We start from the raw sequence: 17,122 nt of genomic DNA, 5'->3' as shown, positions 1-17,122 counted from the left end.
TTTTCCGGAAACGAAATGCCCGGTTTCGTGGCTGCTTTCGTCGGAGCCGATCATCGTTGGGTTCACCCGGCCCCGCCCCCCAACGATGATTGGCGCAGATGAAAGCAGCTATCGCGTCACAGCCCACACGCCTTTGGCCTCACGCTGCTTTCGTTGGAGAGCGTCAGAAGCTGGGTTCATCGCCGACTGCTATTCTCCGGCTGCCACGGCGAGGGTCAGTCCGCAATAGACTGCCGCCCGGTCGACCTGTGACTCCAATGAGTCGATCCATTGGAGAAGTTCCGTGTCCGTTTCCGAATTGCGTTTCCTGCGGCCCTCGGCAACAGCTACCCATGCATCAGCTCGATACAGTGGTTGAGTCTCTGATATCTTACGGGCATGATCCAATGCTTTTTCCCACTGCCCATCCGCTGCAAGAGAAATAGCCAGTTGGCGGCGTGGGCGATTCGCGTCTCCGTACCAACCGAGGGTGCCGCGAACGAGATTCGATTCTGCGAGTGCGAACTCGCCAGCCAGAGCATCTGCGGTTGCCAGTATGAGTTTCATTTCCGAACCGGCTCGGCCTTGCGAGATCAGGCTTTGGGCCGAACGTCGCGCGTTTCTATAGGATTCGGTGTTTCCGCGTTCGGCATGAAGAATCGCAAGCTCAGCGTAGGCTCGTGCTGGCTGTGCTTTCTCGGAAGCGGAGCCTAGTTTTCGATGTGAGTTATCGACAAGCTCAGGCATTGCTGCTTCAAGACCGGGAATATCCTTGGCCCATGCTGCCATCAGAGCACGGGTGTAGCGATAGGAACGATGCTTCTTGAGCGGTACGGCATCCGGCCCTACACTCGTGGCTCCCTGAAGGCGGTTGAGCAATGCTTTTAGGTGAAGAAAGTTCGAGTTGTTGTATGTGGCAGTTGCGTCTAATAGTCCAGCGGCATTCGCCAAGTTGAGACATGAGTCCATCGCTCCGCGTGTATCGCCCAAGTCCGTCTGCATTTCTGCGAGGTGCCGGTGGCACGCGACAATCATTCCGACTGTGTACTTCTCGTCGTCGCGATGGCGGTCATCAGCGTCGATATACCCGCCGTTGTAAGAACGCTTTACAGGTGGACGATTTTCCCAGACTCCGGTCCACGCATCGAAGAGGCGGTCATCCAAGTTAGCGATTGCTTGTCGATACCGTTGTGTCTTTCCCAACAGGTTCCAAGTTCTTGCGATTTGTACCCAGACGAATGCGGCATCAATCGGTTCCTGAATTAGATGAGCAACTCGCTCGGCTGAATTCATCAGTGAGGCGGGATCATCAAAATCAACGGAATTGTGCAGTTCATGTTCAGGGCGATCATCTGCAACAGTTGTCGTGCCGGTGGAACGAGCGATCCCGACAAACGCGGCAGCCCGCTGTGATGCCAGCGGAAGTGAGTGAGTCCACGCCGCAACGGAAAGCAGACTCTCGCCGGAACGAATGCGGTGTTCCGCGTGTCCGGCACATGCCGGTGAAGCGTATCGCTGATCCGCAAATCGCTCGAATAGCTCGGGGAGATTGCGAGCACGAATCTCCTGCGGTGCGTCTTTCATAATGCGAAACAGCAAAGATGCACGAACATAGGGATCGGGGATATTGTTCGCGACGATCACTGCCGCCCGCCATCTTCGTTGCAGCATGTTCGCTTCCGCAAGGCGGACAGCGTAGAGATAGTTGGGATAGTCGTAGACGCGAACCGGAGCCAACGCATTTTCTGTCAAGAGCATCGCTCGAAAGAACTGCGTGCTGTCATTGTTTCTTGCGGCCGCGATGGCAGCATGACCGAAAGCATTCGCATTGTAGACCGGCTTGGGATAATTGAGCTTTTCCAGCTTGGCACAGATCGCGAAGATGGTTTCAGGCTTCGCAGTCCAAGACGCAGCACGGGCTTGCTGCGTTAAGACCAGCTTTTCCGTGACGCCAAATTCAACCGTCATATTGTCCGGCGAAAGTGCCTGCTCAAGCAATTTTGTCGCAAGCGTTCGATGACCAAGTTGGGATGCGAGTCCTGAGAGGTTGGCAAAGTACGTCCCGCGAGTCCATTTTGCAGCGATCTGCTCGCACATTTTCGCCGCGTCTTCTATCAGTTGGCTCGATGATGATTTGTCGAAAGATTCGTGCTGGCAAATCTCGATTGTCGAGTCAATGACACGTTCCGGCAACGTCATGCGAGGCAGAGCCTCGATGGCCTGTCGCACAGCTTCGCGAGCTTCAGCATCGTTGCCAACTAACTGCCACGCTGAAGCGATTGGCAACCAACCTTCGGAAAACCCAGCGTCGGCGGGGGAAGAGGCTGTCAACTCTTCGGCTGCCAGTTCCAGCCACTTTTGTCGTGGCAGGTCTTTCAATGACTGTTCCAGTTCGGTCAACCGAGGATGATTCGGATGTGAATTGCGAAACTCGACACGTGCTACCAAGACAGTGCGAGCATCCTGTCCCCGGATGCTCTCGCGAAACTTTGAGTAATCTAGCTCAGGAATAAGTGCTTCAAGCTGCGTAGTGGCTTTCGTTGCCGCCTCAATGGCGATAGCTGGGTCTTCGGTGCTGTTCGCAGTTTCGACAAGAACCTGCACCGACTTCCAAGGTTCTCCACCATACCTTTCCAGACGGCCATCGTTACCGTCAATCTGTTCAATCTTGCTCTTGAGTCGGGCGATCGCCCTCTCTGCGGCTCTCTGTTGTTCAGCGTCGTGTGGCGGTTCTTCTGGGGCGGGAATGGAACTTGTAATCGCAGGCGGAGTCACTTCGACCGGCGGCGGGGCCATGTCTTCCGGGGGCTCCATTGCGGAATTCTCGTTCGATTGTCGTTCCGGATTAGCAATGTCCGATGCGGTACTGCGATCTGATTCAGAATAAAGGGGGCGATTCTGTTCCGAATCAGCATCGGATTCCGCCAGTTGCTCATTAGGATCGTTGGCGGGTGGTTGAGGTTCATCATCGAACTTGAAGATCGGGGGAATGCCAATCACAAACAGCAGGAAGAAGAGCATCATGATGATGCCGAAGATTCGGAAGCGTTTGCGCTGCCGCTCTCGCTTGTTGTGTTGTTCGACCCAGTCCCAAGAATTCGTCATGATGCAATATTAACAATCGCTAAGGCGATAGTCGTTGCTCCTCGACAAGTGCCTGACCGTGTTCACGAAGGAGTTGTTGGGCACGACTGACAACGCGTCTCACCTCCGGTTTACTTAGGTGTTGAGCCCAGTATTGTGGAAACGAACCGAGTGGCCGCGAATTGTTGAGCACTGGATTTTTGCCGCCGCCGAAAATGTAGAGCCGCTCAAGCCCCTCCATCGTGTCGTCGAGTGCTCCGAGACGTTTAAGACGGGAGAATGAGACTGGTTTCTTTTCGACCGTGCGCTCGGTGTCCCACGCATTGCGGTCGCTTCTTGGCTGCAGGTAGCCCGGAGCGGTAAACGGTTGAAGATATCGTTCCACGTCGGCCATATCACGCTCCAATGCCGCCAAGCGAGCAGCCTTCGCCTGAAAGTCCTTTTGCTCCTGTTGCGTTTGAGCGATCTGGCGACGGAGGGCAGCAGCCCTGTCCTGATTGTCGTTCGCACTCAGGCGGATGTCCCTCGTAGAAGGTTCCTTCTTCGCATGTTCCGCACGAACTCTTTGCTCCGCATTCTCAATGGCCGTCCGACGTGCTTTTTCATCATCAAATCGGATCGATTGCGCAATCGATTCTAGATGGTCATCAATCGCAGACGGCTCCGACGATTGGTTGGACTGCTCGTTGAGCCGCGTGACCTCTTCCCTTAATTGATTCAGCAGGAGCTTGGCGATTACCTGTTCTTGCTCAGAGAGTGTCTCGTTTTCTAAGAGCCTTAAGACGGGTTCAAGGTACTTTCTCCGCTCGCCGGGATCGACATCAGGTAATTGTTGCTCGACCGCTCTAATTTCAGCTTCCCAATCGACACGGTTGGCAGATTCAGAATCGTGATTGTCAGTGACCGTTACGTCAGTATTCTCAGTGCCGCCACCTCTACCCTTCCCGCGTATTGACCATGCGAGCATGCTTGGATTTGCGAGCCACAACACGCCGAATAGAATCGCGAACGTGACAGCAGTAAAAATAGCGGCTGCGTTTTGGTTTTGGGTACGTTCACTTTCTGAACGCGAATGGGGCGAAACGTGCGACATGGATCAATCAAGGTAAAAGGAGGCCATCTTCGACCATCAAGGGACCATACCGTCTCAGAAGTTGCTGAGCCTCATCGACTCGGGCTTTGAGGTTCTTGTCATCGCGTAGCTGCTCAATTGAATTCATGCGTGGAAAGCTACCAAGTGGCCTGTCATTCCTTTGTGTTGCTGACTTGGAGCCACCGACACGAAGCAGAGTAGCACGACCTTCGTTCGTGACATCCAACGCTCCGATTCGCCGCAAAGCAGAGTAAGACATTGGCTGCTTCACACTGCGGAAAACAAGCTTATCGGCCGATTCCGGTTGGACGTAACCGGGAGTTGTGAAGGCAATAAGGTGTGTGCGGATCTTCTCCAGGTCTCGTTCGTAATCGTCCCGTGAAGCCTGTGGCGGCAAGACTGCGTCATTCGTCTCGGAAGTAAACGGTTTTCCGCTTCTGATCTGCTCAAGTTGTGTCTCAAGCTCTTCTACCAACTGAGCGGCTTTACTTTGCTGGCCAATCGCCGACGCACGTTCACCATCCAACGTGTTCTTCAATTCTCTTGCAGCGTCATTCGCGACTGCTTCCGCATGCATCGCGAGCGACGATTCATAGAGTTGAATCGCAGAGTCAAGAGTGTGCTCCGATTGAGGAAGGGAAGCAGCGGATTCCCGCATTTTGTGGAGGCAGCTGAGATGCTGCTCGTAGAAACGCATCGACTGAGCAAGGCGTTTCGTTTCTTCTTTTAATGAAGCATCCAATTGTTTATGGTTGCCTATCGCATTCTGCGCAGCGTTTTCTATTGCGGAAAGAGACGTAGCTGATATGGATGGCGCATTCTTAAGGGATTGTTTGAATGCACGAAAACGAAGAAGCAGCTCCTTGTTCCCGGCGATTCGCTTCCCGACGTAATCACTCTCGGTGCTCTCGCGCAAATTGCCCAACTCCGTCTGCGCGAATCGAACCTCACGTTGAAGCTGCACAGCGGCCGCAAGCTCAATCTGAAACTGCGCACGCTGCACCGCTAACTCGACTTTTGCAATGCTCGCTGAGTTGCTGGGATGTTTCTCCTTCTCGCTGATGCTCTTCCCGATTGTAGGATCTGGATTGGGTTTGGGTTCAGGCTTGTCCGCCGTATGGTTTTGCAGAAATAAGCCAAATCCCAGCACCGAGAGTGCCAAAACGGCGAACGCGACAGGAACGAGGATCGTAGAAAACAGCCACTTTCGCTTCGCCGATCGTCTGCGCGCCGCGACCATCGTGGGAGTGGTTGAACCGCCATCATCATTGGCGGTTGTATCAACCGACACGGGACCCGCCCAACTCTGTGTCAGCTTTCTTCACACTGAACGCTACGACTGCGGCTACGGCCGCGAGCACGGCCAATCCAAACGCCGATAGCGACCAGTGCATGATGCTGAAGAGCAAGGCTTGGAGAGTGAAGATCGTGGCACCAATGAGCGTGCTGTGCAGAAGCACGCGGCCTGCAAAAAGTTGCCCCCGCGAAACCATCGTCTGATGTGCCGCATAACCGGCCAGTGCCATCGCCGCTAAGCCCACGAGGATGGCCAGCGATGTCGTGAACGCAGTCGCCGTCCCTGTGAACAGGATCGCGCCGACTGCTGCCGCCGCGATGGCGAAGGAGAGGCATTGATTGACGCGGGCTTTCTTGGCAATCGCCTGTCTGAATGTTGCATCTTCCACCTCTCGTTTCTTGTTCTCCTCGGCTTTGATCGCCAGTTCACCCCAACCAGCAAGAATGTAGGGGCCGAACAAAACGGCAGGACAACGCCGAACTCGTTCAATCACTCTTTCCTCTGTTCGCGTGTCGGTGTGGAGATCCCACTCGATTCGCTCTTCACGAAATAACTCGCCCTCCAAAACACGAACCGAACCAGCCAGCCAGTTCGGGCAGGCATCGATCAGTCGACTGTACTTTTCTGGGAGCGGATTGACCGTCGCCTCCGGTCGATTCAAAACCGGGTTGCGCACATGATGGACACACTGAGCGTGTCTGTGCTGGATGTCATAGTCGGAAACCTGAAAGGTCTCTTCCAGAAAAACAGTGTGGCCCGGAATCTGAAAGTCGGGATCACGTCTGGTGCGTTTTTCGTTCCTGTTCTTCGGCGGCGCGGCGATCGCGACTCGACGAAAGAATGTAAAACGACATGTTGATGTCGTCTCCTGAATCTGACCGATCACATTCTTCTGCTGAAGGGTATCGAAGAGTGCAAACACATGATTGGCGAATTTCAGGCATTCTTGTTCAAGACGATGCTGTGCCTGAGTCCATGCCTCGGCGGGTGACAGGTCAGCGAATTTGAAATCCACGAACGAACGGCTCGGTAGTGGATACCGGATCTGCTCCAGCATCTGTCGCTCCATGTCCGCACACAATTCGTCTTGGAGTGCTTCGCTCAAGACTTCTCCGCGAAGTTCTGTCGCGGCCTTGGCAATGGCAGGAATGAAGTCGCGTAGCTCCCCATACCATGATTGCACCTGAGAAGTGCTGGAGGTGGCAATTCGGAGCGTGTGTTCGATGTCTCGCTCGCCCGACTGGTCGGCAGCTCGGGATATTGGCAATCGTTTCCAAAGCTCCGATGCCAGTTCGTTTGCCAGACGGTTTTTAGACGGTTCCTCGGGCGAGGTGAGCAGATCATCAAAATGGGAGCGGACACGGTTGCGGTTCGCGACTGCTGAGGCAACCCGATTGACCGACGTTGAAGCCTGTTTGTCAGCGATCTGGACCATGAGAGTGCCTCCACGTGCGAAAACGTAAGAAAAGGTGCGACCCAGCATGATACCGTTTCGTGATTCAAAGTACCACTTGGGAGTATTTTGGGAGGGAGTGACGGCGTCGTAAACCCTTGTTTTTGTGGGGAAAAAGCGGGAAAGGAACGTTGATGTTGACTTCAACTCAACAAGCAGGTATGTTTAAGTCGACATCGAGAAGAAGTCAGCCAACGGGAGGTGATTCACATGGAATTCGGACAGCGTCTGCGAGAACTTCGGAAGGGGCATGGAATGACCCTGCGTGGATTGGCGGAGGCTGTCGGAGTTGATTTCACCTACCTGTCGAAGATTGAGAACGGCAAAGCAGGTTACATGCCAGGAGCCGATACGATTCGCTCGCTGGCGTCGGAACTCGATGCTGATCCGCTGGAGCTGCTGCAATTGGCGGACAAGGTGCCGCCCGAAATGGAAGGAATTGCCTCAGACACTCATGCTCGGCGTTTCCTCAAACGGGCGCGTGAAGTGGCTTCACCGGATGATTGGGAGGCATTGCTCGATATGTTGGATGAACGACAGAAGGACCGCGAACGGAGGAAGAAGGAGTGAGCGACACGATCAAGTGGTCATTTTCATCAGACCGCTGCTTTCGGCGATGTCAGCGGCAGTATTTCTTGATGCAGATAGCTGCCTACCACAGTGCCAAAGATCCGATTCGACGTGAAGCTTTTCTGTGCAAACAAGTGAAGACGCTTGAACTGTGGCGTGGATCTTTGGTTCACACGGGAATCGAAAAATATGTCGCGCCTGCATGGCAGCAGCGTCTGGCGGTCGATTGGGATTCAGCGATTGAACAGACTCAGCAACTCGCCCGGCAGCAACTCGCCTTCTCGGCTGCGCATCGTTATCGAGAAGAAGGGATGACGAAGACGAAAGCAGGTGATGAATACTGTGCGCTGGTGGGTCACGAGTCCGAAGCAGGTGTCAGCGAGGAGGAATTTGGGACGGTCTTGACGACCATCGAAACCTGCCTGCGGAACCTGTCGTCAATGACGGAACTGCTGAATGAGATAGGACAAGCTGATCAAATTTGGTGCGAGCTTCCTCTCTACCTTCAGTACGATGCTGGCCGTTTGGAAGTCCACTTGGACCTGATGTTTTTTTGCAGCTTCGGCCAGCCGACCATTATCGACTGGAAGGTATCGGAGTCGATGGGCGGTAGTGATGCTGATCTGCAAACAGGTCTTTACGCTTGGGCGATGTGCCAGCATCCGAAATGGCGAGTCGAAGAGGCATCAGATTGTGAATTGGTTGAAGTTCAGCTTCTGTCGAATGATGTGATTCGTCATCGCACCGACGAGAAGACGTTTGATCGTATTGAGAATCGAATCTATCGGAGTCTGGACTCGATTCAGTCTTTGCGGCAGGGACGCAAGTTCAACATCGCGGATATCGAGGACTATGAGTTTGCCGCGAATGCCAACAACTGTGCGTTTTGTTCTCAGCAGGTGCTCTGCCAGCAGATAGCCCAGCAGCAGCGGGAAGGCGAGTTGCCGGCCGCTCCCGTGAAGGAACGAAAGAAGAAAGCCAAGGAGAAGAGTCATGAGTCATGTCTTGAATTGTTTTGACATATTGAATGCGGACAAGCTGTCTGCGTCGTATCGCCTTGTCGACGTTGACGGTCCGTTCGACGCGAACCTTGGTGACGGGGAGCTTGCGGAATCTAACCTACAGCAACTCGTCAAGAAAATTGCCTTCGCTGAGCACATACCGGTTGCAATCGTCAGTGGTGGCGAACATCCGGTGCTGGCGATTCCGTCGGAGTATTCGCTGAGAACCAGCGAATTCAATCTGTCGCCGGAAGTGGCAACGCTAGCCCCGCAAGTCGATGAGCAGACGCTCGACTTTTCAAACCTGTGTGGGGAATCGGAGAGAATCGGACTCGCGTTTTTGGGATGGCACCTTCGAGGTCATTTGCGGCGCGACCGACGGCTCTGGAATTCTAATCCATGGATCAACTTCTTTCGTCGACCGATGAACTATCGTCATGACAATCGCGACGTGGACATCTTCCGTGGCTTTGGCCTGCGTTTACGCATTGTCGATGGTCGGCCCTGCATTTGGCTCAAACTCACGCACAAGTATGTGGAATCCGATTGGCTGCCTGATGCCTACGACACACATGCGATGCAACAGAAGCTACGAATGAAGCACGCTCTATATCACTACGGGCACAAATGGTTTCCCATCCAGCTACTTGGCCCGAGCGGGAAGTCAATCTCCGAACAACGGTTCGTTCCCGAAGGAGAAACGGAGCCAATCAGTGTCTACGACTGGACGGTGCGTGCCGTGGGTGGCCCCAAAGCACCGGCTTGGATCGACTCACTCGATCCAGATTCTCCGGCAATCAAGTATCAGTACCCGGGCAATCAGAAGAAAAGGTTTGGCGCTGCCGCTCTTTGCAAGCTGATGAAGGCAACCAATGATCCCCGCGTTTCGCGGTTGCATCGCAAGTCAATCGTTGGCCCCGACATTCTGCTTCCCGAGTGTTCAAAGATCATCAAAGAGCACTTGAGCAAAGTTGATTTCAACGGAATTCGGTTGAATGTTTCAACGAAGCCACAACGTTGCCGTCGGAAGGTCTTTCCAGTTCCGCCGCAGGAGTTTGGGCAGGGGCAGACGATCCACGTCGGGCGTGACGCTTCTTCAGGTGAGAACCACTTTCGCGATCTGGGGCGTCAGCGGCTTGCAACGTTGCTTGACCCGGAAGCAGGCGTTGCTGTCAGCAATCCTCTGGACGCTCAGTATTTCATCGTGCCTTCGTCGTTGGCCCGCGAAGCAACAGAAGATTTGCAGTCGCGGTTCGAGAAGACGATGCGAAAATTGCTTCAGCGAGGTTTTCGGTTTGACCGAGTGGTCTATCGAGACCCCAAGTCCGGCAAATTGAAGGAACAAGTGGATGCAATCGTCACTGCAATAGACAAGGCCAAAGTGAAGAGTGGCCGAGGCGTTCTTGTGTTGCCCGCAACGGCGGAGCCTGACCTCCACAATTTCCTCAAGAAGAAGCTGCGTGATCGGATTCAGTTCCAGTGTTTGGATGCGAACAAAGTCGATAACTTTTACAGTTGGAAAGTCTCTGACAAAGGCAAGCAGTATCGGGTCAGAGACGGCATGAATGGTCGTTACCAAAGCTATCTTCGGTATGCGGCCATGGGCGTGCTGATGGTCAATCGACAGTGGCCGTGGGTGCTCGCTGAAGACACTCATTACGACATGTACATCGGTTTGGATGTACTTCATTCGACTGCGGCGTTCACGTTTTTTTCCGATGGTGGGCGTCAGTGCTTCATGCAATCCGTCGACTCCACGCAACGAGAAAAGCTACTCAGAAATCAAGTCCGTTCGGTTATCTACAAGCAACTGCTGAGTTTGCTTCAATCAGGTTCGTCCACACCGCGTTCTATCGTCCTGCGACGCGATGGGCGTTCATTCGGCACCGAGCGAAGGGGGTTTCGCGAGGCGATCCAGCGGCTTATCAAAGAAGGTCACCTCGGTGACGATACAACGTTTGGTGTTGTCGAAGTTCACAAATCGTCTGCTGAAGGGTATCGACTCGTCGATGAGACGCGAGACGGCAAATACCGCAATCCGACTGCTGGTGCTTGGACCGAAATAGATGACCGGGAAGGGATCATTTGCACAACTGGATTCCCGTTTAAGTTTCCGGGGACGGCGAAGCCCCTGTGCGTTCGTGTTGTGGAAGGGCCGCTTGAATTGCCAGACGTGTTGGAAGACACATTCGGTATGTCTCAATTGTGCTGGTCTGCACCCGACCGCTGCATGAGGCTGAGCATTGACCTGAAACTTTGCGACGATCACCTTCGTTCAATCGCATCGTTTGCGGATGAAGACGAGGGGCAGTTTGGAGACAGTGAGGAAGAGTGGGGAGAACAGAAACAGGCCGTCGGTTGGAGCGCATGAGCCAAAATAACGGGAGAACAATATCATGAGCGATATGTCCAGCCTGTCGCATGAGTACGCGTCAACGACAGATTTTTCACATCACGTCAATCAAGCAGTGTTGGTCTTGAAGAAGCAGCACATCGGCGGCGGGAAGAGTGTTGATGCGAAAGACCTTGCTGATGCTTCCGTGCTGATTCACGGAATGGTCCGTCGCCTGCTGCAAAGATTGGGAGCGGCAGTCGAACCAAGTCAGTCGCAGGATATGGTCGCCATTCCCGAGGATGTCCTTGCTCGCTTGGAAGAGAAGCAACGCGGGAACATGGAGTATTTCTTGGATGACCTCACGAAGCTGGAGGAGTCATTGTCCAAACGCAGCGAGCTGAGGTCTTCTGACATCGAGCTTCTGGACACGGTTTGCGAGGTTGCGGACGCCTCCGCTTCGGCGACATTTCGCAAACTTTGGAGGCGCTAGTGGCTACGTTGTTGAATGAACTTCTGCACGATGCAACTCAGCGTGCGGACGACATTGTCAATTCACTGGAAGCGATCACGACGAGCGGTGCGGAAGTCGAAGCGTATCGTGACAAGATGAAACGTTTGGCGACGCAGGCCCGAGACTTCATTGCACGACTGCTCCGCGATCCCGACATCGACGATCCGAATTACGCAGGAAACTACTTCCGAGACTACTGCCACATCACTCGGCTGTTGAGAGAGATTGAGTATTTTTCTCTGCTCGTTTTGAAGCGATTCAATGAGTCTGATCAGCGGGCGACTGATTTGGTATCAGCTATTTGCCGGGAGTCCGGCTATCCGTATCCGGCACCGCTTTGTTCAGCGATAAGCTCTCAATACTTCTGGACGATTCCGGATATGGATTTGGTATTCATGCCTTGTTTGGAACCAGACCACGTCCTGAGTCTTCCAGATATTTACCACGAACTTGGCCACTTTCTGCTGTTTCGCGATGAGAAGCGGCTTGTCCAGCCTGCACAACTCATCGTTGACCGACACTACGAGAAAATGGTCGAAAATGGAAAGAGGCTGAATTGGGCGGACGCATCGCTGGAGTTGGTGGAGCAGTACCATCACAGTTGGAGAGGGGCTTGGCTTCTGGAATTCGCGTCGGACCTGATTGCCACCTATCTGATCGGTCCGTCATTTGGCTGGTGCAACATACGAGTGGCAACGAACCTCGGCGGCGAGTTGTTTTTGGGAACGGATTCACACCCGGCAGATGATGCACGGGCAACTGCAATCGGCATGATGTTGACCGAAATCGGGTTCGACGAGACAAGACAGAGCATTCAGAAGCGATGGAGTGAATTGGTCAGTCTTGCGATGGAAACACCGCCGTCGCGTTACGACCTGGCGTACCCCAATGAATTGCTCCGAGAACTGACTCAGTTTTTCCGGCAGGAGTGCGAGAACATCGGGCTGTCTCGATTCGAGACTGGTGCGGATGGCAGGCCAGTTGCCAACATGGTTCACGATTGTTGGACGCAATTCAGAACCGATCCTGAGAGCTATGTGAAGTTTGAGCGTAGCCAGTTGGAAGAGGTTGTCAGCACAATCCGCGCGTAGACAAAGCGGCCTTACCCCCACCCAAGTCAGGGTCCGGAAGTGGACGAGGCTTCCGAACCTCCGTTTACTCAGTCGATGACGTAAGTGCTTTACACATCATGGATAACGCCTTCGGTTCTACGAGAGAATTGGAGCGAAAAAGTTCTATAGCGGTCTTGTCGCCCCGACTGTCGAAACATCAAACGCCTATCGTCGTAATCGGCGATGGGCTTTTTTTTTGGCAGCGTGGGAATGGTGATTGCAGGATTGACAGCGGCATCAACACGCACTGCAGAGAGGCTCCGCATTCGATGACAAAATTGCACGATAAGATTGCTCAGGCGAAAAAACGGCGTGCGCGGCGTGAACGTGAGGGCAAAGTCGTCTCGGCTCCGCAGGTCAAGCTCAGAGCGACCACTGGTGAGCAGAATCGGATGACCCAGCAGCACCCCCGAATCCTGCTTAAGATCGAGCAGACGCTCGTTGCGGTGGGGACCGAAGTCGGTGCCGATGACGCCGACGTCGATACCGCCATCCGCGCGATCTTGGAGCGGAAACCGACGGTCCGCGGCGCCGCACAGCAGCTGGCCGAATCGCTTAACCCCAGCCAACTGCAGTTCTCATGTGACGAAGAAACCTGGCACGCTGGGTTGCGGGTGATCTACCGATCGGTCACCACCCGCAGCAAATGCCGCCGCGGCGACACCGACTACCTGGACTACGCCACCCGTTTCGTCGCCAACGCCGCGAAGGGATAATTGGTGCCACCCGGATGAATGGTGCCATCGGCTGTCTTAGTTTCTGTCAATGGCGAGTGATGGCTCGTCGGGAATTTTTTTTGGTTTTGCATCTTTGGCTCTGGTTGGTGAGATTCAGCTCAGGGTGGTATTGAGGGGGGGTGACGCTCGTTCGGGACTCAACGAAATGGGCCGCCCCATTCCGCATCGCCGTCACATCGGCCTCATCTGCTTGCGCAGGCCAATGTGACGGCGACGCGAAAGGGGCTCACCAAACGTCTTGTTGTATGAAGGGGATGAGTGACTTCCGATGCGACACGTATGCATGTGGGACTTTGCCATGTCGGACCGATGCCAGTGTTGCCCCAGAGGCCTACCCCGCAGGCGCGAGAGTGGATTCACGCCAAGGCGTTCCTTCGCGCACCATGACATTCAGCGTTACCAAGAGCTTTCGCATCACCGCCACGATCGCCACCTTCGGCGGCTTGCCTTTGGCCAGCAGGCGTTGGTAGAACGCTTTCATGATCGAATTGTGTCGCGTGGCAACCAAAGCGGCCATGTAAAGCACTTTGCGGACCAGGGAGCGACCGGCAAACGTGCTGCGTTTGCCTTCCTTTTGGCCGCTATCACGGACGATCGGCGCGACGCCAACGAGCTTGGCAATTTGGCCGCGGTTGAGCGAGCCTAGTTCGGGGAGCTCGGCCAGAAACATCGCGACCGTTGCGGTGCCGACACCGGGGCACGAAGCGAGTAGCGCTGCTCGCTCAGACAGGGGTTGGCTGGCATCGATCAGCGCGGCAATTTTCTTCTCAATCCCCGCGATTTGCCGTTTATAGAAGTCCAACGCTTCCTGGATGACTTCACGCACTTCCTCGTCGCGGGCTTGGGCAAGGCGGTTCCGTTCGGCCGACTGTTGCGAGAGAATTTGATCACGTCGATGCACCAGCGCCTTGAGCTTGCGTTGTTCGGGAGAAGGTTTCTCACGCAACTTTGGCGTGACGACCTCACCAAACCGGGCGATCATTCTGGCGTCGATCGGATCGTTCTTTTCGATCAGTCCGATCCCTTTGGCGAACGATCGCACCTGCGCGGGGTTGCACACGCAACAATCCGTGTCGGCTTCGTGCAAAGCGTCCACCAGATTGCTTTCGTAGCCTCCGGTGGCTTCCATCACCACGATTGTCTTGGCACGCTTGCGGCGGAGAAGTTTGATCCACGCGTTGATTGCTTCCGGTGTGTTATCGATCGTTTGATGTACTTTTGCCACCGAATCGAAGAGATCAAGTTTGCGGCTTGCGACGTCAACCCCAATGAATCTTTTGTAAACTGTCGTCATCGTTTGGTCCCTGGATAGTAGTGCGAGCTCACACTTGTCGGTGGCTCCCTCGGCTGTTCGGGCTGAGAACGAAACGGACCGGCGATCTAGATGGCACACGACATCGGGTGTCTACCCACAACGATCTACCGAGTCCGCGTGCCTGCCGGCAGCTAACCGGCAGGCACTTTTCGAATCATGGCTCACGCGTAAGCCCAGCTTGAAAACGAATTCAATCGTGGACAGCGAGGTCGAGCCGCCGTTTCCAAGACACTACCCACCACGTGTGATCCGTGCGTCCCGCCAGCTGAGTTGCTAGCGGGAGCGTTGGTCTTCGTTGCGTCCCGGTTTGGTGGGTGGCATCAAATCATGTTTCCTTTCTGACACCGTTAAGCAATCGTTGGAATGAGTCCTCCGTCGACTCGTATGGGTGCTCCGTTGATCGCCGATGCGAGTGGGCTGGCAACAAACGCAACCATGTTGGCAATCTCTTCCGGTTCTATCAATCTTTGAATCAACGAGGTCGGCCGATTGTCTGCCATGAATCGTTTCTCAGCTGAATCGTAGGGCTCGTCGGGGAAAAGGTTGCTGACGAATTCCTTCACACCTGGCGTTAACGTCGATCCAGGCATGACGGTGTTCACCGTAACGGAGCTTCCCTTGGTCAATTGAGCCAGACTGCGCGAGACGGCAAGTTGTGCTGTCTTCGTCATCGCGTAGTGAGGCATTTCCGGAGCCGGCACGACGCCGGATTCGCTGCTGATAAAGATAATGCGTCCGGTGTTTCGCTCCAGCATTTCCTTCAGATAGTGCCGTGCAAGACGCACACCGCTCATCACGTTGATGTCAAAGATGTGCTGCCACGCTTCGTCCGTCAGGTCGAAAAAATCAACCGCTTCGAAAATGCCCAGATTATTGACCAGGATATCGATCTGCGGATGTTCGGCGATCGTTCGTGCGACGCCTTCGGCCGTCCCATTGTCGGAAACCAGCCCGATCAGGTCGGCCTTCGGTTGGTTCTCGCGAATTTTTCCAATCGCCTTGTCGACGCTCGCTTCGCTGCGACCATTGACGATTGTTGTTGCCCCTTCGGCAGCCAGGCGAGTCGCGATCGCCAGACCGATTCCGCCTGTTGATGCGGTGACCAGTGCTGTTTTATGGTTGAGTTCAAGATTCATCGAATTCTTATCCTATTGGTGTTGTAGAAAAGTGTGTTGTGTTTGTTGTCCAGGTCCAATCAGCGACTTGCGACTGGATTGATTCCCTGGCGTTCACGGATGGGTGTCGAAGCGAATACTTCAACAGACGGGGCTGACTGGTAGCCCTTCAACGTCATGAGTTTAGGGAAGTGCCCGGGAAGCTTCTTGAACGATTTTGCGCGCCGTCAAACGAATGGACCGCAAGGATTGGCGCGGGCTCAGGACCTGAGGATCGTCCCCAGCGCCCGTCCACTTTGGCATCAAAACGGTGGATTTCTTAGCGGAAGGGCGCGAGCCATCCGATTTTTCGCGATCGATTGCGCCTGACACCGGACGGCTTTGGGGTTGCGACGGCGCGTCAGGAGTTGCTCGATGGATTCACCGCCTTGGAATACGCTCCCGGCGCGACCCCGATGAATCGTTTGAAATGCCGCGTGAAGTGCGACTGGTCCGCGAAACCGGCATCGTAGGCGACATTAGCTAGCGTCTCACCAGCCATCAACATCTGCTGCGCACGACGCACTCGGATTTGAGAGAGATAGGCCTGGATGGGAATGCCGACCTCTTTGGAGAAGACGCGGCTTAGATACGGGGCGGAGGTCCCAGCCAATTGGGCGAGTTCGTGAAGCGAGACATTCTCGCGGAATTTCGCTTCCAAGCTCTCCTTGACTCTGCGAATGTTCGCACGTCCCCGCTTTTTCGGAATGTCCGGCATTGACGCGTGCCGCACTAAAAGCTCACAGATGGCTTCATAAAAGGCTGATTCCTGATCCAACTGCGGATCTCCGTCGTCCATCGCCCGGTGAGCCTGCAAAACGAGCTCCACAAGTTGCGTGTCGTCGATGACCGGGGGCAGCAGCAATGGTTCGATATCACCGTTGCGGTCAAACGTCTTGACGATACTGGCGATGACGTTTGGGGCAGCATAGAGATAACGCCACGCTCCGGTAGCCGTGCACGAATGCACTTCGTTGGGGTGAATGACAAGCAGCTTCCCCGGTCCGGTGAAGTATCGCTGGCCACGATAAAAAAACGTTCCCGTTCCGCCTTCGGAAACGCCCAGTTTGTATTCAGGGTGTGAGTGATTCGGCCAAGTGTGTTCGACCGACTCCCATTGATGCACCGTAATCCCGTCATCGGAAGAACCGCGAACTTTGAAATGCTTCACTCTTAATCCGGAAGCCATATTGTCCTCGGTGGCGATTCAAACAACGTGAAAGGCAACAGAGAGTTTACGTCGCGGGATAAGTGCGAGCAAGCAGGACGAAGAGTGGCCTGTCGGGGGCTTCCTGTTCTACACGGAAAACGCCACTAAGCCGCTAACACCCGACATCGAGAGATAACACCATCGCGACATTCGAATAGCATCGCGATGAATGGTGCCACCCACCACGTGTGATCTGTGCGTCCCTCCTGCTGAGTTGCTAGTGGGAGCGTTCGTCTTCGTTGCCGTCCTGGTTTGGTGGGTGGGACCAAAT

13 protein-coding genes are annotated in these 17,122 nt (G+C 54.5%); 6 read left to right on the top strand and 7 right to left on the bottom strand.

Annotation, left to right across the window (positions count from 1 at the left end):
- Positions 1-189: 189 nt before the first annotated feature.
- The 4 genes from TBK1r_RS12705 to TBK1r_RS12690 are packed head-to-tail and all read right to left on the bottom strand — an operon-like array spanning position 190 to position 7,053.
- The gene (locus TBK1r_RS12705; RefSeq protein WP_145210900.1) at positions 190-3,084 is read right to left on the bottom strand and encodes a tetratricopeptide repeat protein; all 2,895 of its coding nucleotides are present in this window, start codon (positions 3,082-3,084) and stop codon (positions 190-192) included.
- Positions 3,085-3,103: 19 nt separating this feature from the next.
- Positions 3,104-4,156: a GumC domain-containing protein gene (locus tag TBK1r_RS12700; protein WP_145210897.1), complete on the bottom strand. Its 1,053-nt coding sequence runs from the start codon at positions 4,154-4,156 to the stop codon at positions 3,104-3,106.
- 7 nt (positions 4,157-4,163) lie between these two features.
- A complete protein-coding gene (locus TBK1r_RS12695; protein ID WP_145210895.1) occupies positions 4,164-5,447 on the bottom strand; it encodes a hypothetical protein in 1,284 nt (427 codons plus the stop codon).
- Complete coding sequence (locus tag TBK1r_RS12690) at positions 5,437-7,053, bottom strand: hypothetical protein (RefSeq protein WP_145210893.1); 1,617 nt, start codon at positions 7,051-7,053, stop codon at positions 5,437-5,439. The genes TBK1r_RS12695 and TBK1r_RS12690 overlap by 11 nt, the downstream gene beginning before the upstream one ends.
- A gap of 63 nt (positions 7,054-7,116) precedes the next feature.
- Here TBK1r_RS12690 and TBK1r_RS12685 point away from each other — a divergent pair, with 63 nt between their 5' ends.
- From TBK1r_RS12685 to TBK1r_RS12660, 6 genes are all read left to right on the top strand, one after another.
- Positions 7,117-7,476 carry a helix-turn-helix domain-containing protein gene (locus TBK1r_RS12685; protein WP_145210890.1) on the top strand — a complete coding sequence of 120 codons (360 nt, stop codon included), beginning with the start codon at positions 7,117-7,119 and terminating at the stop codon, positions 7,474-7,476.
- Positions 7,473-8,495 (top strand): PD-(D/E)XK nuclease family protein, encoded by a 1,023-nt coding sequence (locus TBK1r_RS12680; protein WP_145210887.1) that lies wholly within the window; start codon positions 7,473-7,475, stop codon positions 8,493-8,495. The genes TBK1r_RS12685 and TBK1r_RS12680 overlap by 4 nt, the downstream gene beginning before the upstream one ends.
- A complete protein-coding gene (locus TBK1r_RS12675) occupies positions 8,470-10,848 on the top strand; it encodes an argonaute/piwi family protein (RefSeq protein ID WP_145210884.1) in 2,379 nt (792 codons plus the stop codon). Before TBK1r_RS12680 ends, TBK1r_RS12675 begins: the two co-directional genes overlap by 26 nt.
- Positions 10,849-10,873: 25 nt before the next feature.
- On the top strand, positions 10,874-11,302 hold the full coding sequence (locus TBK1r_RS12670; protein ID WP_145210881.1) for a hypothetical protein: 429 nt from the start codon (positions 10,874-10,876) through the stop codon (positions 11,300-11,302).
- Positions 11,302-12,414, top strand: coding sequence for a hypothetical protein (locus TBK1r_RS12665; protein ID WP_145210879.1), 1,113 nt, complete (start codon positions 11,302-11,304; stop codon positions 12,412-12,414). The genes TBK1r_RS12670 and TBK1r_RS12665 overlap by 1 nt, the downstream gene beginning before the upstream one ends.
- Before the next feature lie 290 nt (positions 12,415-12,704).
- Positions 12,705-13,151, top strand: coding sequence for a hypothetical protein (locus TBK1r_RS12660; protein ID WP_145210876.1), 447 nt, complete (start codon positions 12,705-12,707; stop codon positions 13,149-13,151).
- 352 nt (positions 13,152-13,503) lie between these two features.
- Here the strand turns inward: TBK1r_RS12660 and TBK1r_RS12655 are convergent, their stop codons facing one another.
- The 3 genes from TBK1r_RS12655 to TBK1r_RS12645 all read right to left on the bottom strand — a co-directional run bounded on the left by TBK1r_RS12655 (position 13,504) and on the right by TBK1r_RS12645 (position 16,812).
- Positions 13,504-14,466, bottom strand: coding sequence for an IS110 family RNA-guided transposase (locus TBK1r_RS12655; protein WP_145207412.1), 963 nt, complete (start codon positions 14,464-14,466; stop codon positions 13,504-13,506).
- Between the two features lie 368 nt (positions 14,467-14,834).
- Positions 14,835-15,623, bottom strand: coding sequence for an SDR family NAD(P)-dependent oxidoreductase (locus tag TBK1r_RS12650; protein ID WP_145210873.1), 789 nt, complete (start codon positions 15,621-15,623; stop codon positions 14,835-14,837).
- Between the two features lie 379 nt (positions 15,624-16,002).
- A complete protein-coding gene (locus tag TBK1r_RS12645; protein WP_145210870.1) occupies positions 16,003-16,812 on the bottom strand; it encodes an AraC family transcriptional regulator in 810 nt (269 codons plus the stop codon).
- Positions 16,813-17,122: the final 310 nt, after the last annotated feature.

It is taken from the genome of Stieleria magnilauensis, assembly GCA_007753675.1.
Classification (GTDB): Bacteria; Planctomycetota; Planctomycetia; order Pirellulales; family Pirellulaceae; genus Stieleria; species Stieleria magnilauensis.
The sequence above is the reverse complement of the archived record's forward strand: the minus strand, read 5'-3'. Positions and strand labels throughout refer to the sequence as shown.

Bases quoted from the DNA above. Each gene is read 5' to 3' on its own strand.
- TBK1r_RS12660 (WP_145210876.1), top strand. From the start codon at position 12,705: ATGACAAAATTGCACGATAAGATTGCTCAGGCGAAAAAACGGCGTGCG.
- TBK1r_RS12700 (WP_145210897.1), bottom strand. From the start codon at position 4,156: ATGTCGCACGTTTCGCCCCATTCGCGTTCAGAAAGTGAACGTACCCAA.
- TBK1r_RS12685 (WP_145210890.1), top strand. From the start codon at position 7,117: ATGGAATTCGGACAGCGTCTGCGAGAACTTCGGAAGGGGCATGGAATG.
- TBK1r_RS12705 (WP_145210900.1), bottom strand. From the start codon at position 3,084: ATGACGAATTCTTGGGACTGGGTCGAACAACACAACAAGCGAGAGCGG.
- TBK1r_RS12670 (WP_145210881.1), top strand. From the start codon at position 10,874: ATGAGCGATATGTCCAGCCTGTCGCATGAGTACGCGTCAACGACAGAT.
- TBK1r_RS12655 (WP_145207412.1), bottom strand. From the start codon at position 14,466: ATGACGACAGTTTACAAAAGATTCATTGGGGTTGACGTCGCAAGCCGC.
- TBK1r_RS12675 (WP_145210884.1), top strand. From the start codon at position 8,470: ATGAGTCATGTCTTGAATTGTTTTGACATATTGAATGCGGACAAGCTG.
- TBK1r_RS12650 (WP_145210873.1), bottom strand. From the start codon at position 15,623: ATGAATCTTGAACTCAACCATAAAACAGCACTGGTCACCGCATCAACA.